Source organism: Opitutia bacterium ISCC 52 (assembly GCA_014529675.2).
Lineage (GTDB): Bacteria > Verrucomicrobiota > Verrucomicrobiia > Opitutales > UBA2995 > UBA2995.
The window spans coordinates 4,095,406-4,108,626 of sequence record CP076040.1; the positions used below are offsets into that span (position 1 = coordinate 4,095,406).

13 protein-coding genes and 1 tRNA gene are annotated in these 13,221 nt (G+C 47.6%); 5 read left to right on the plus strand and 9 right to left on the minus strand.

Features of this window, described 5'->3' with window-relative positions:
- Positions 1 to 12 precede the first annotated feature (12 nt).
- From GA003_17460 to GA003_17470, 3 genes are read right to left on the minus strand one after another with little or no spacing between them, the layout of a single operon-like run.
- Positions 13 to 306 carry a 30S ribosomal protein S6 gene (locus tag GA003_17460; protein QXD27779.1) on the minus strand — a complete coding sequence of 98 codons (294 nt, stop codon included), beginning with the start codon at positions 304 to 306 and terminating at the stop codon, positions 13 to 15.
- A complete protein-coding gene (pth, locus tag GA003_17465; GenBank protein QXD27780.1) occupies positions 293 to 886 on the minus strand; it encodes an aminoacyl-tRNA hydrolase in 594 nt (197 codons plus the stop codon). Before pth ends, GA003_17460 begins: the two co-directional genes overlap by 14 nt.
- A 27-nt stretch (positions 887 to 913) precedes the next feature.
- Positions 914 to 1,570, minus strand: coding sequence for a 50S ribosomal protein L25 (locus tag GA003_17470; protein QXD27781.1), 657 nt, complete (start codon positions 1,568 to 1,570; stop codon positions 914 to 916).
- A 196-nt stretch (positions 1,571 to 1,766) separates the two neighbouring features.
- Between GA003_17470 and GA003_17475 the strand changes: the two genes are divergently transcribed.
- The 3 genes from GA003_17475 to GA003_17485 all read left to right on the plus strand — a co-directional run bounded on the left by GA003_17475 (position 1,767) and on the right by GA003_17485 (position 3,052).
- Positions 1,767 to 1,841 (plus strand) — tRNA-Asn (locus GA003_17475).
- 323 nt (positions 1,842 to 2,164) lie between these two features.
- Positions 2,165 to 2,584 carry a hypothetical protein gene (locus GA003_17480; protein QXD27782.1) on the plus strand — a complete coding sequence of 140 codons (420 nt, stop codon included), beginning with the start codon at positions 2,165 to 2,167 and terminating at the stop codon, positions 2,582 to 2,584.
- A gap of 6 nt (positions 2,585 to 2,590) precedes the next feature.
- Positions 2,591 to 3,052: a hypothetical protein gene (locus GA003_17485; GenBank protein QXD27783.1), complete on the plus strand. Its 462-nt coding sequence runs from the start codon at positions 2,591 to 2,593 to the stop codon at positions 3,050 to 3,052.
- A gap of 59 nt (positions 3,053 to 3,111) precedes the next feature.
- On the opposite strand, the gene GA003_17490 is transcribed toward GA003_17485, so the two are convergent.
- Entirely contained in the window at positions 3,112 to 4,272 is a 1,161-nt protein-coding gene (locus tag GA003_17490; GenBank protein QXD27784.1) for a Gfo/Idh/MocA family oxidoreductase, read from the minus strand.
- A gap of 180 nt (positions 4,273 to 4,452) precedes the next feature.
- Between GA003_17490 and GA003_17495 the strand changes: the two genes are divergently transcribed.
- Positions 4,453 to 5,499, plus strand: coding sequence for a Gfo/Idh/MocA family oxidoreductase (locus GA003_17495; protein ID QXD27785.1), 1,047 nt, complete (start codon positions 4,453 to 4,455; stop codon positions 5,497 to 5,499).
- A 4-nt stretch (positions 5,500 to 5,503) separates the two neighbouring features.
- Positions 5,504 to 6,583 carry a Gfo/Idh/MocA family oxidoreductase gene (locus tag GA003_17500; GenBank protein ID QXD27786.1) on the plus strand — a complete coding sequence of 360 codons (1,080 nt, stop codon included), beginning with the start codon at positions 5,504 to 5,506 and terminating at the stop codon, positions 6,581 to 6,583.
- On the opposite strand, the gene GA003_17505 is transcribed toward GA003_17500, so the two are convergent.
- The 5 genes from GA003_17505 to GA003_17525 all read right to left on the minus strand — a co-directional run bounded on the left by GA003_17505 (position 6,580) and on the right by GA003_17525 (position 13,217).
- A complete protein-coding gene (locus GA003_17505) occupies positions 6,580 to 8,223 on the minus strand; it encodes a GspE/PulE family protein (GenBank protein QXD27787.1) in 1,644 nt (547 codons plus the stop codon). The two genes, GA003_17500 and GA003_17505, sit on opposite strands and share 4 nt — an antisense overlap.
- Before the next feature lie 124 nt (positions 8,224 to 8,347).
- A complete protein-coding gene (locus tag GA003_17510) occupies positions 8,348 to 8,728 on the minus strand; it encodes a response regulator (protein ID QXD27788.1) in 381 nt (126 codons plus the stop codon).
- Between the two features lie 231 nt (positions 8,729 to 8,959).
- Positions 8,960 to 10,165 (minus strand): pyridoxal phosphate-dependent aminotransferase family protein, encoded by a 1,206-nt coding sequence (locus GA003_17515; GenBank protein ID QXD27789.1) that lies wholly within the window; start codon positions 10,163 to 10,165, stop codon positions 8,960 to 8,962.
- Positions 10,166 to 10,255: 90 nt separating this feature from the next.
- Complete coding sequence (locus tag GA003_17520; protein ID QXD27790.1) at positions 10,256 to 11,521, minus strand: type II secretion system F family protein; 1,266 nt, start codon at positions 11,519 to 11,521, stop codon at positions 10,256 to 10,258.
- Positions 11,514 to 13,217 carry a type II/IV secretion system protein gene (locus GA003_17525; protein QXD27791.1) on the minus strand — a complete coding sequence of 568 codons (1,704 nt, stop codon included), beginning with the start codon at positions 13,215 to 13,217 and terminating at the stop codon, positions 11,514 to 11,516. The genes GA003_17520 and GA003_17525 overlap by 8 nt, the downstream gene beginning before the upstream one ends.
- Positions 13,218 to 13,221: the final 4 nt, after the last annotated feature.

Consider the following 13,221-nt stretch of genomic DNA (forward strand, 5'->3'; position numbering starts at 1 on the left):
TTGAGTTGAAAATCAGGATTGAACAATGATCCGATAGACAACTTTATCCAAGCGGAATTTTGTCTGAACATCGTCAGCAAATGACCCTGGAGCTTCAACAGTGAGTTCGAAGTAGTGACCGGCGGTAAAATGACGATCCGTCACACGAACAAATTCGCGACGCCCAAGGTCGTTTTCCTTGGTCACGGTGGCGTCAATAGTCGCTAGTTTTTCCTTCACATCCTCAAGTAATTCGGGAACGGACTTCTCCTGTTCGCGTGTGTCGAGAATGATGGTAGTCTTATAGGTTGATTTAATGAGCGTCATGCTTTGCTTTTCTTTTATTGAATTGATTCATGGCAATGGTCACTCCCCGATGGAGAAGTAAGTCCAGTGCCTGATGGTAATGGTCCATCTGATGTTTGATCACGTCTGTCTCTGATTTTGAAAATTTTCCCAGTACAAAATCCGCCAAGTCAACTTCAGGCGGGTATTTGCCACCAAGGCCGACACGAAAACGGATGAACCGGCGGCCCACTTTGTTGAAAAGATCCTCGATACCGTTGTGCCCTCCGGCTCCCCCATCCTGATTTATTTTCAAGCGGCCCAGATCGAGGTTAATGTCATCGTAAACGACTACGAGTTCCTCAAGAGGGATCTTGAAATAGTTCAAAAGCTTGGAGAGGGCATCTCCACTCAGATTCATAAAAGTCTGAGGTTTGATGAAGTGCACCTTTCGGGGGCCTCGCTTCCAGGTATATATATTACTGAGAAACTTGGCTTCCTCTTTCCAGGATCCGCCCAACTTCTCAACATAGGCATCAACAACCTGGAAACCCACATTGTGGCGGGTGTCCTGGTAGGATTTCCCCGGATTGCCGAGACCGGCAATTACGGAGACAGACATTTTCAAAGAACAGAATTAAAAAACGGATTAAGACTCCCCTTCTTCGGAAGCGTCTTCATCAGTTTTTTCTTGAGCTCCAGAGTCTCCTTCTGCCGCAGCTTCTGCTACTTCGGCTTCTGGTTCTTCTTCGCGCATCGCACCGGCCACACTTGCAATCAGCGTGTCCTCATGCGTAATAAAAGTAACTCCCTCAATGGCAGGAAGATCACTGACATGAAGGGAGTCGCCAACATTAAGGCCGGATACATCCACTTCGATAAAATTAGGAATATCACTCGGACGAGAACGAACTTCGACCTCGTGAAGCTGCGTTTCGAGTGTTCCGCCGTCATTTTTCACGCCAGCAGGTTCACCGAGATAGTGTAATGAGGCTTGAGCAGTAATCTCCTCACCACGGGTGACTTCATGAAAGTCCACATGGATATAATAATCCTTAATCGGATGACGCTGAACCTCCTGGACTAGAGCCATCACTTCCTCCTTGCCTTCCATAAGTGTCACCAGTGGAGTAATCCCCAACAAGTCTTTCTGGAGTTTCGCAAACTCTTTGCTATCAAGAGATACGGAGCGTGATTCGCCTTTGCTATAGATTACGCCCGGGAATCTTCCGGTGTTGCGGAGGCGGCGGTTTGCACCGCGGCCTATATCCTGGCGAGCGTCGACTGAAATACTTAGTTCTGACATGGTTTTGAAAATCTTGATATCCGGCATTTAGACAGACCGGGACTAAGGAAAAAGCGTGTGACAGTACCAGTTGGCTTTTAGAAATCAACTAAAAGATCGAAAAAAATAGAGGGGGCCAAAACTTTTTTTCAAGATGTCAGAAGCAAAGGTTGACATTTAGATCCAAAATCCAAATCTCACCCGTTCTTTCTAATGCTGCCCGGTAGCTCAGTGGTAGAGCAGGTGACTGTTAATCACTTGGTCGCTGGTTCGAATCCAGCCCGGGCAGCCATTTTTTTGTACGCAACGCGTGCACAATTTGGCTGGTGTCCCGGGGTGGATGAAACGCAGTTCGTACCGAGGAGCAAAGCGACGACAGATGCGCAGCATCCATCCAGCCCGCGGTGGTTGAGTTCCGAGACCGCAGGTCGACAAGGCCGGTGCCTCGAGAACCAAAACCGTTTTGATTTAAGAACAAAGGATAGCCCCAATTGCCCTTATTATGATAGATTGCCTTAAGTAGTGCCTGTGGATATGGATAAGGAACATTTTGTTGAAGCAGCCTTCATGGGAAAAAGAAGGAAAATCCCCTAAACCGAGCGTGTTAAAGTCGTCATGATCTCCCTAAGTAATTTATTGAGCTTGGTATTACTTCTTTTCCTGCTCTCACTGCAATTAAACGGAGAAAACAGAGTAGTAGTCAGAGCGCAAGCTACTAAGAAATTCATTCAAGCCCGCAGCTTAAACGAGGGAAAAAAGATCCAGACTTATCAATTCATGCAAGGTCAGTATTTTCCAGGAAATGTAAGGCGAGATACCATGGAAGAAATTCCATTTATGAGCCTTCTAGAGAATGTTGCTGAGCACCTGCAAATACAGAGCTTTTATCCAAACCCAGAATTCGGTGAGGGGGATCTGGTCATTGTAGTTCATTATGGCGCAACGGATGTGGGATCATCCTTCCAAGAAGCCTTTGGTCAAACGAGTCTTTCTGATTTCGGATATGATGGCGTGCGCAGTGCTAGCTCAGAGTAAAACCGTATGGAAGCCTTCAGAAATGTTGGGTTTAACATCGCTTCAAGCAATTGGATGCAAGAAAGCAGTAAGCTTTCGGGAGCACCCAGGGAATATTTAATAGGAATAGAAGATGAATGGGCAAAAGAGATGGATTCGAAGGTGGTGAGTTCGATGGCAGCAGGTTTGAGGAGCAAGTTTGAGGACCTCGGTCTTCAATACCTGATGGAGGAACCTCGTTATTTTATTGTTCTTATGGCTTGGGATCTACCTCTTGCCAAAATGGGGGAATTCAAACTGCATTGGATGACTCGCTACAGCATACGAACCACCGGTCAATCCTATGACAATGCGCTAAACCAAATGAACATGGTTGCTTCCAACTACTTTGGTGAAAACTTTGAGAACCTTAAAAAAGGAAGAGCATCGGACGACGCCCAGGTCATCATAGGTGAAATAGAAGTGACGGACGAAGTCGTCGAAGAGTAAGTTGCTGGGAGCCTTCAAACTCAGAGAAACAGATGACCGTCCAGGACCAAAAATTTCCCCTACTTCTTCTGAAACGAAGCACTCATGTTCGTCTCCACCTTGCTCTCCACTACTTTCTTCACGTGGGTGGACTCCTCGATCAGCTTGTTGAGGCAGGCTTCGTATTCAGCGCTATCCAATGGCAATTTGATGGGTTCATGCTTCAAACCTGAGTAAAGAATGGCGTTGGCCAACTCGACGGAGTGGATCCCTTCGTCGGCGGGGCAGAATAACTCGGCACCATTGAGAATAGCTTGGGTGAAATTTTTGAAGACTCCCATGTGTTGCTCGCCGTTTCCGTCCACGGGGATTTCCACATTCCAGGAATCGGGTTTGGCGAAGCCCTGATCGCTTTCTTGGGAAAAGGCTGAAGATTCGACCTCGTTGCGCGTCCACTGGATTTCGTTATTTTCAAAAACCACCAACCCACGCTCACAGGCAATCTCCAGACGATTCACACCAGGAGACTCGCCCGTGGTGGAAATAAACACACCGGTGGTGCCATTGTCGTATCGCATGAGAGCTGTAACGGCATCCTCGACCTCAATGTCATGGAAACGACCCAAGTCACATTGAGAATAAATTTCGGAAGGCATGCCAAACAGCCACTGCCAGAGGTCCAACTGGTGAGGGCATTGATTGAGAAGCACGCCGCCCCCCTCGCCTTTCCAAGTGGCGCGCCAGGCACCAGATCCGTAGTAAGCTTCTGTGCGGAACCAATCCGTGACGGTCCATTGGATGCGCCGAATCTCCCCGAGCTCTCCATTATCAATGAGGCTCTTGAGTTTTAGATAATGTGGATCTGTCCTTTGGTTAAACATGCCACAGAAAACAAGATCTTTATTGGTGTGGGCAGCATTCAAACGTTCACAGTCGGCTTTGTGAACCGATACAGGCTTGTCTACGAGCACATGCAAGCCTGCCTCGAGAGCGGCAATACCCAAGGTGGTATGAAAGTAATGGGGAGTTGCGATATGGACCGCGTCGACGACACCAGATTTTAAAAGTTCATCGGTATCTGTGAATGGCTGGACACCCTCAAAAGCCGAAACCCGATCTTTATCCATATCGCATACAGCTGTCAGCTTCAATCCGGGGACCTCGCCGTCCAAGATGGCCTTAGCATAAAACTGCCCCATATTTCCTAGTCCAATAATTCCAAGTCGTACTTCTTTTTCCATGATGTAGTTAAATTCGCTGTTGGTAAGATTTGTTCCGATTTTTGCTGTAACTGATTTTCCGCGCTTGAATTGAGCAGAAGGAGTGATTCAACTCAACCCAACACGTGTTAGTCTAGACTGAATTTTTTCATAACTAACATAGTCATCCCACTCTCAGCCCAAAAACACATAGATTAGCAGATGAAATTCGGAATTTACGGCGGAAGTATGATCGCACGGTTTCATGCCCAAGCGATTAAAGCGATGGAGGGCTCTGAACTCATCGCGGTTTTTGCTCGTCGTCAGGAGTCAGCCGACGCCCTGGCAGAAGAGTTCAGCTGCAAAGCTTATTCGGACGAAGGTCGGTTTTTCAATGAGAGTGGAATTGAGATTGTGACCATTGCCACTCCCTCAGGCGCACATTTAGAACCTGCGCAACAGGCAGTATCTGCTGGAGTACATACCATTTGCGAAAAACCGCTGGAAGTCTCCCTCGAACGGGTGGACCAAATGATAGAAGCGGCAGATCAAGCCGGCGTAACCCTAGCCGGGATTTTCAACCGACGTTTTAATCCAGCAACCCAGGCGTTTAAAGCAGCTGTCGACAACAAGCGCTTCGGGAATGTCGCCCTGGCCGGGGCCTCTATTCGCTGGTATCGCGAACCTGACTACTACAAAACAAGCAATTGGAAAGGGACGTGGCGCTGGGATGGTGGAGGCGCTCTGAAAAACCAAGGGATCCATGCGATTGATCTCCTACTCTACCTTGCTGGCCCGGTTAAACGAGTCTCCGCAAGCACCACTCGCGCACTGCATAAAGGCATCGAAGTAGAAGACACTGCGGTAGCTACTCTCGAGTTTGAAAGCGGAGCCCGAGGAATCATTGAAGGCTCAACTGCCTGCTGGTCTGAAAATGGGAATCCAGCCGAAGTCTACATCAATGGTGATCATGGGTCGGTGGTCCTTTCGGATGACAAGTTTAGACAATGGAGTTTTCGCGAAGCGGAACCGAACGACAAAGACATCCTCGAAGAATACCTGATCGACCCACAAGTCACGGCTATCGGTGCCAACGATCCATCCGCGATCACTCCGGATAGTCATAGGTATAATTTTCAAGACGTCGTATCAGCGATTGAAGAGAATCGTATACCCTTCGTGGATGGTCATGAGGCCAGGAAGGCAATCGCTCTCATCTCTGCAATTTACGAAAGCGCAAAGAACAACGGACAACCTATAAATTTATAAGATTATGAGTCAGGCTTCAGACGGAATGTCATATGACCCGCAAGGGCAGTCAAAACCAGTAGTCGAACCCGGCGAATTCCCCTTCGCCGTAGCTCACTTGGACCACATGCACATCAACGGCATGACCGGGGCTTTGCAGAAAGCAGGAGGCGATCTTCGATACGTCTTCGACACAGACGCTGAACGGGTAACAAGCTGGCAGAAACAGTTTCCACAAGCGGAGATCGTGGATGACATCCGCCGTATTCTAGATGATCCGGAAATTAAACTGGTTGCCTCCGCAGCCATTCCAAATGAGCGATGCAAAGTGGGACTGGAAGTGATGGATGCCGGGAAGGATTACTTTACCGATAAAGCGCCCTTCACGACCTTGGACCAATTGGCTTCGGCTCGAGCGAAAGTTGAAGAAACCAATCAAAAATACATGGTCTATTTCAGTGAACGCTTGCACAACGCTCCCACCTTCCATGCGGGTGAACTCGTCCGTCAAGGTGCCATTGGAAAGCTTCTTCAAGTAATAGTCGCCGCACCACATCGGCTCAGTAAGGACAACCGACCGGATTGGTTTTTCGACAAGTCACGCTACGGAGGTATCCTCACTGATATTGGGAGTCATCAATTCGAGCAATTCCTCTACTTTGGAAATACGACCCAGGGCAAAGTGAACTTTGCTCGAGTTGAGAATTTCAATAATCCCGACAAGCCAGAACTCGATGACTTTGGTGAAGCCTCATTAACCCTGGACAATGGAACATCGTGCTATTGTCGCATTGATTGGTTCACACCAGATGCAGCACGTGCATGGGGAGACGGACGATTATTCGCTCTGGGAACCGACGGATATATTGAAGTCCGAAAGTACTTAGATGTGGGGCGGCCTGACAATCCTCCATCCGTTCTCCTGGTTAATCAGGAAGAGGAACGAGAATTCACATTCGAAGGGGCTCAACATTTCCCCTTCTTTGGGGATCTAATACTGGATTGTATCCATCGAACTGAAAATGCAATGACTCAGGAGCACGCATTCAATTCGGCTGAATTGTCTCTACTCGCCCAAAAATACGCTGAAGAAAAAAGAGACTAACAACGCCATTCTTGTGGCGTATTGCGATCGACTTCTTCGAGAGAAGTAAGACCCAGCAAGGCTTTCTTCAGTGCGTCGTAACGCAGAGTACGATACCCGACTTTTTCAGCTGCACGTGTCAGAGCCTGCACACCCGCTCGGTCAGAGATCAACGCCCGGATTTCGTCAGAAATAGTTACCATTTCATGGATCGCAACTCGCCCTTTATAGGCCAGAGGTGTTCCAGCTACATTTGCAGTAGGTCGGAACATCAACAAATCATAGATATCCAGCACATCTTCAAAGAAGGGCGCCAACATTTCGCGAGAAGGACGATAGGCTTCCTTATTGTCGTCATCAAGACGTGCACATAGGCGTTGAGCCAATACAGCGCTAATGGAAGGAGCGACCATATAAGGCTCAATTCCGATTTCCAATAGACGGGTCACCGCTTGCGGCGCATTATTGGTGTGCAAAGTAGCAAATACCAAGTGACCTGTTAGTGCAGCTTCTAATACAATCTTGGCCGTTTCCAAGTCACGAATTTCTCCAACCAGAATGATATCCGGATCTTGGCGAAGCAGAGATCTCAGGAGATCTGGGAAACCCAATTCGATAGAGTGATTAACCTGTGATTGAGTTAAGCCCTCCAAGGTAATTTCAATAGGACCCTCAATAGTTGAAATATTTACTTCCGGTGTATTCAACTCCTGCAAAGAAGCATATAGAGTCGTTGTTTTTCCACTACCGGTAGGTCCTGTTACAAAAACAATACCATTCGGATTACGAATAATCTTTCTCCAAGGTTTTAGGATGTTGTGTGACACAAGCATGTCATCCAGAGACATGGCTCCTTTACGTCCTGTTGAACCTAGAATACGAATAACGATCTTGGATCCATAACTTGCTGGAATAAACGAAACCCGAAACTCAGCTTTATTCATGCCCAGTGCCATTTCATAACGGCCATCCTGAGGAAAACGCTTTTCTGCGATGTCCAACTTACACAAGACCTTCACACGTGAAGCGAGAGCAGGTAGGAGAGATTTGTGGATACTTAAAATTTCACGTAAGCGACCATCGATACGAAAGCGAACGCGGCACTTGGTCTCCATCGGTTCAATGTGGATATCAGATGCGTTTTCCTTGATGCCAAAGTGCACGATCGAATCGAGGATATTCGCCAAGGTCTCCGACTCAGCAAGTGAATCCAACTCAAGCTCATCGAGGTCATCCAGGATGCCTTTATTTTGCTCCTGAAAGCGCTTGATAACTGAACTTACATCTTCCTCGGAAGAGTAGTGGATATCGATCGCATCTCTGATCTCAGAAGGAAATCCAAAGATCGGACTGATGTCATGTCCGCTAATAAATTTTAAGCGTCTAAGCTGTTCCTCGTCCAGGGGCACAGAGGTAGATACCGTGAGGACGTTATTTAGAAAGTATAGAGGTAGCACCTGCGCCTTACGCGCAATTTCCTCAGGGATGAGGCTCAATGCTTCGTCAGTAATGATGCGATGCTCTTCGGGAATGATCGGATCAACGATATTGATAAGTTCATCAAATGTCTTCTTCTCTTTCTTCTTAGCTCCTTTTTTCTCCAGCTTATTGCGGAACATCTGTTCGATTTCCAAACGGTCAATCCGTTCTTTACCGATCACATTATTTTCGCGCTAATACTGAGCACTTTCCATGAGTTCTTTGAGATTGCACCGAATGATCTGCGGTTCGTCTGTTTTCTTGATAGGCATTGGACTAAGCGGCTGGAGAGTTGGAGGAGAAAATCTAGCTGGTAGCAAACACTCTTTCGAACACCTCAGTGAGTGTGGCCTGCATTTCGGTAATAGGAGTATCTTTCCGGATAAAGTAGGTCGCTCCGGCTTTAAGGCTGGTATCAACCACATTGCGAGTACTTATGGAAGTGAGCATTACAACCGTGGCATCTGGATCGGCCTTCAGGATTCGCTCCATGGCATCCAGTCCGTTCATTTCAGGCATATTGATGTCCATCATCACCACGTCAGTGGGATCGGAACCATACATGTTACAGGCTTCTAATCCATTCTTAGCTTCCCGTATGTCGGGAATACCCATGAGTTCGAAAACTTTTCGAAACATCAAACGGATGTGAGCTTCGTCTTCTACAAGAAGCACAGAGTCGGGCATATTCATGGCAGTCAGTTATTGATAAGATACTTGTGGCTTCCAACAGACAGGATGAGAGCGTCTGCTAGAGGTGAGTGGTAAGATGCCTCCTTTTCTAAAAGGGCATCGTTACCTGTCCCATCAAAACGGCTGAGTCTCCCCTTTTATCAATCTTTTCACAGAAACCCACAGGCCTATGCAGAATTCTTTTACAAACGGTCTCGCTTACAAGGTAGGTGTACCTAGCCCGATCTACTTCAATGCTTTGGCTGCATAGGTAATTGCGGCCTCTAATCGATCAAGGTCATCATCGGAAAAACTCGCGGACATCGCTGTTCTCACCAGCTCTTTGCCAGGTGGAACACCGGGAGGAATGATGATATTTGCATAAACGCCCTTTTCTTTGAGACGTTCTGAAAAGAAATAGGCGCGTTCCTTGGATCCGGCGACGATAGGAGTAGCAGGAGTTTCACTTTCCCAAAAATCAAGGCCAATACCCTTTAGAAATGTATGATACCTACGGGTATTGCTCCAGAGGCGTTCCAGATGCTCTGGTTCTTCCAAATGAATTTCCAATGCCTTGCTGGCGATTGCGGCTTGGGTAGGATTGATGGCTGCTGAAAAGATAGTCTGCTTGGAGTAGGTCCGTAAGTAATCGATCACTTCTTTGTCTCCGGCTATGAACCCACCTGTACTTGCAAGGGATTTGGAAAAGCTACCAGAAATCACATCTACGGAATCGGTAACACCGAAATGATCGGACGTACCTCTCCCCTGGTTGCCCAAGACTCCAAACCCGTGAGCATCATCAACGACAATGAAGCAATCATGACGCTGTCCAATCTCCACAAACTGATCCAAGGGAGCAACGTGACCTTCCATAGAATAAACACCTTCAGCCACCAGCATCTTCTTTCGATCAGCACTCACAAAGGATAGCTCTTCTTCCAAACTGGCTGGATTATTGTGACGAAACTTTTCGATCGTAGCCATCGAAAGCTTCAATCCTTCCCACAAACTCGAGTGTACATTGCGGTCCACCAATGCGACATCCCCCTTGCTTACGAAGCAGGATACGGAGGCTACACAGGAAAGATATCCGGCTGAATGCACGTGACATGACTCCTTTCCCAGGAAGTCCGCTAATTGCTCTTCCAACTCCTTATGATAATTCCGACTGCCATTGGCGAAACGGGAGCCAGTAGGACTAGTACCCCAAATATCTAAAGCTTCTTTGGCAGCTTCTTTGACGCGCAGGTCAAAGCCCAGGCCAAGGTAGTCATTGCTTGAAAGCATGAGGTACTTCTTCCCATCTAGCCACACCTTGTTGCGCTCCTGTTTTTCAAACGCTTGGTACCAGAGGTCGTGTTTCACGCGCAGCTTCGTCAACTCATCCTTAAGGATTCGTTGCTTAATGGAGCTAATGAAAGCCGGCTTCTTTTTCTTAAACGGTAGCATGAAGCATTCCCACCATGTTCATATCGTGGACCCGATCAAGGTAAGTTTTCGTTGGGTAAAGAGCATCGAATTTCATTTAAGAGTTCGGCTCTAATGGCTCAAACTCGAACTCACACTGAAGATCGCAGATACGATTCCGAATGCAATCAGAGCTACAAAGGCAAAGGCGAAGAGCAAGGCGCCTAACGAGATCACACCTGTTAAGAGTGAAAGAATCTGGCCGAGTCGCTCCTGGAAGATTCGAGTTACTTCATAAAAACTGGGCACAAGGTTTCCAGTATTTTCACCCACGGATATCAAATCGATCATAATGTCGGGCATCACTCCCATTCCTTCGAGTGCTTTGGATACGGCAATACCTTCAGTTACCTTTTGACGGGCATCACGAAATTCCTGAGCGATGAAACGATTACCAATAGTGCGTTCTGTAAGCTTAAATGCCTCTACGGTAGTGACCCCATTTTCTAACAACAGCCCAAGTGTCTGGGTGATCTGAGTCGTCTCCGAATAAATGACCATACTTCCGACCAATGGCAATCGGAGAAGGAATCGATCCACAATAAGCCCACCTCGCTCGGTCTTATGCCAACGCCAGAGTGCCGTAGAGAGGAAAAATAGCCCCCCAAGAATAAAAGGCCCTAGATAGAGAAGGAAATCGGAAAGACCCAAAAGCATGCGAGTCGCAAACGGCAACTCGCCTCCCAAAGAATCAAAGAGGCTTTGCATCTTCGGCATCAGCACGAAGAGAAACAAAGCAACTACAATGATAGCTGCTATAAGAATGACGCAGGGATACACCATGGAGGTGATCACTTTGTTGCGCATCTCCTTCCGATTCACCATGTATTCGATAAGTCGATCCAGCACCTCGTGCAAATTACCGGTCGTCTCACCCGCACCGATCAAATTAATCGCCCCGGAATCAAACACCTTACCCATGTCAGCCAGGGAATCAGAAAAGGATTTTCCTTCCTGAATATTACGGAGTAACCCTTTGTTAATGGTTTGCTGAGCCGGGTCTTTTATCCGGCCACTCAATATCCGCAATGCTTCAGCAATAGGGAGCCCACTCTTGTGTAGTTCGTAGAAATTCTTGAGAAAGGGCAGCACGTGCTTGCGCCCCACTTTGACGGGTTTGGAAGACTTCCGGGTTAAGACAGACCCGTTTTTCTTTGTTTCCTTCTGTTTGGCCTTAATCGGCTTGACCGACACAGATCCTCCACCCGAAGCAACCTTTATGGGGGTCAATCCTCGACTCCGAATCTTCCTGAGGGCTTCTTTCCGATCGGCTGCCTGCAGATTACTGCTGATCAATTTGCCAGCCGTGTCGCGCGCTGAATATGCAAAATCAGCCATCAGCAGGGAGGGTTTCGACATCGTCGGTGGACGAATCCATCTCGATCACCCTATATATTTCTTCCAAAGAGGAGACTCCTTGTTTGACCAGATTCCAGCCCGATTCTTCGAGCGGTCTCATACCGTACTGTAATGCTTTCTTCCGCACTTCACGGGAGGAAGCTCGCTCAACAATCAAATCATGCAAATGGTCATCCACACGCAGGATTTCGTATAACCCTACCCGTCCGGAATACCCAGTATTACGACATTGACTGCAACCCACCGGACGCTGGATCGTCGTGACTCCTCTTCCCTTACTGGGGTCTAAGCGGAGGGCCTTCATGGTTTCCAACATTTCTTCCTCTGGGAAAGGAACGGTTTCGGAGCATTGCCGACAAAGGCGACGCACCAGTCGTTGGGCGATGACCATTTCAATAGCTGAAGCAATAAGGAATGGCTCGATGCCCATGTCGATCAATCGAGTCAAAGCCCCAGGAGCATCGTTCGTGTGGAGAGTGCTGAATACCAGGTGACCTGTAAGTGAAGCCTGAATACCGATCTCGGCTGTTTCCGCATCACGCATTTCCCCGACCATAATGATATCAGGATCCTGCCGAAGAACATGTCGAAGTGCCTGAGCAAACCCAAAATCAATCTCATTGTTGACTTGAATCTGGTTTACACCTTCCACTTCATATTCGACCGGATCTTCGATAGTGATAACACGTTTGTCCGAGGAATTGACTTCGCGGATGAATGCATTCAATGAGGTTGATTTACCAGCACCCGTGGGTCCCGTTACCAGAACAATACCGTGTGGAAGAGCAAGTACCTCATCAATGGTTCCCCGATCTTCCTCAGGTAACCCCAACTGCACAAAACTCAAGGGCTTCGATTTCTTGTTCAAGAGACGCAAACTTACACTCTCTCCATACAAAGTCGGAACGGTGGACAAGCGAATGTCTATCTCGCTATCAGCGCTCTTATAATTGATACGTCCATCCTGAGGACGACGACGTTCGGAAATATTTAGTTTCGACATGATCTTCATGCGCGAAATTACAGCGTCTTGATAACGCCTCAAATTGTCCGGGACAGGAATGGACACCAATCCTCCATCTACCCGATAACGAATCCTAAGCTCTTCAGCCTGCGGTTCGATATGAATGTCTGTAGCTTTATCTTCCACCGCTTGATGAATGATCTCATTCACGAATCGGATGATCGCCGCGTCCTGATCTTCATCATCCACCTCTAGGGCAGTCTCCTCTAGATCTTCTTCTTCGTCCTCAAAACTCTCAGACCCGACTCCAAAGAATTCAGTTACAAAACGGTTCACCAATTCGGGATGTACCAATTTCCAGGACACATGCTTCCCAGTAGTTGCAAACATCCAATCGTCCATCAAAGAATCCGGTGGCCAAACCGTTCCAAAAAGATCCTCTCCAGCTTCGTTTTTAAGAGGCAGGCAATGGTAAGCATGAACAAACCGTGAAGGCATTTCCCTCACTTTTTCTGAATCAAACTCGGGATTGGCATCGATCTCCATACGGGATTCCCGGGATACCATTCCCATCAATTCTTCCAACGGCTGACCGGAATACTCGGAGAGCACTTTTAAGCGCTCTTTGGGGTGCGATTCCCTGACTTCGAGCTGCTCTTCTTCAGAGAGCCGGTCAAGCATCGGAATCTTATCGAAACTCAATGAAACCATCTTA